The sequence below is a fragment of the Cupriavidus sp. KB_39 genome (assembly GCF_052114485.1).
In the GTDB taxonomy this organism is placed as follows: Bacteria; Pseudomonadota; Gammaproteobacteria; order Burkholderiales; family Burkholderiaceae; genus Cupriavidus.
In genome coordinates this window covers 1-907 of the sequence record NZ_JBFREV010000141.1, presented here as the reverse complement: position 1 = coordinate 907, position 907 = coordinate 1, and the positions used below count along the sequence as shown (strand labels likewise).

Genomic DNA, 907 nt, shown 5'->3' with positions numbered 1-907 from the left:
AGCGTCGGCAAAGGCCAGAAGCAGGACCTGACGCTGCATGGCAGCGCGCGCTACACGACCCGCTTGCTACGCTGCGGCTACCTGTATGTGTATGACGAAAAACGCGATCGAATGGACGCTTACTGGATCTCAGAGGATGGCTACTACAGGAGCATTCCCGCGGCGACCGTCGTATCGGAAAGCTCAAGATCGCTCAAGCCTTGCAGTGACGCCGGACACGTGGAACTCGCCGGATGCATCGGCATCCCGGACGCCACGCAGGCAGGCATCGTCTGGTTCGGCTACTCCGACGTGCAATGGACGCGAAGCGTCATGGACGCGCACAGGGGGGCCGCCGGCAAGCCGCTGCGTGAACTGCATATGCGTGCCTTCGATGCGGGCGCGTGGGCCAAGGCGCACCAAACCTCACCAGGCAAGCCAGCCGGCAACGCCCGGGGCAACACGCCCCATGCGGTGCCGATCGGCGCCCTGGCCACCACCGTGGCCGACTACGTAGCTATCGCCAAATCGGCACCCATCGGCCCCCGCGCCTTCATGCCGCCTTCCGCGCCCAACTTTAGTGGGCGCGTAGGGCGAACCGATGCCACCCAATCAGCTTGTCGGCGTCGCAGCCCGGACATGCAGGCCGCGATCATCGCACTGGACGACCCCGCCGGCGTTGCGCAGGACCTCGCCGCCCTGATCCACTGGCATCAGGAGCGCTTGCTGGACACGTACGTGCCAGCCGGCAAATACGACAAGAAAAACGGCTACGGCAGCTATCCCACCACGCACCGGAATCTGATTGCACTCGATGGCGCCATCAAGTCATTCCGGCAATCCAATGACGAGAAAGTGAAACTCGAGGTGTTCAGTACGGCGAATCACCTTGCGAACTACCTTGAGGGCAGCTACGAGTTTGCGAGGC

Annotated in this window: 1 protein-coding gene; it reads left to right on the top strand. The window is 63.2% G+C overall.

Features of this window, described 5'->3' with window-relative positions; translation table 11 throughout:
- Positions 1 to 907, top strand: a 907-nt coding sequence (locus AB4Z27_RS29135) for a toxin VasX (RefSeq protein WP_441645999.1), incomplete at both ends; no start/stop codon positions are given.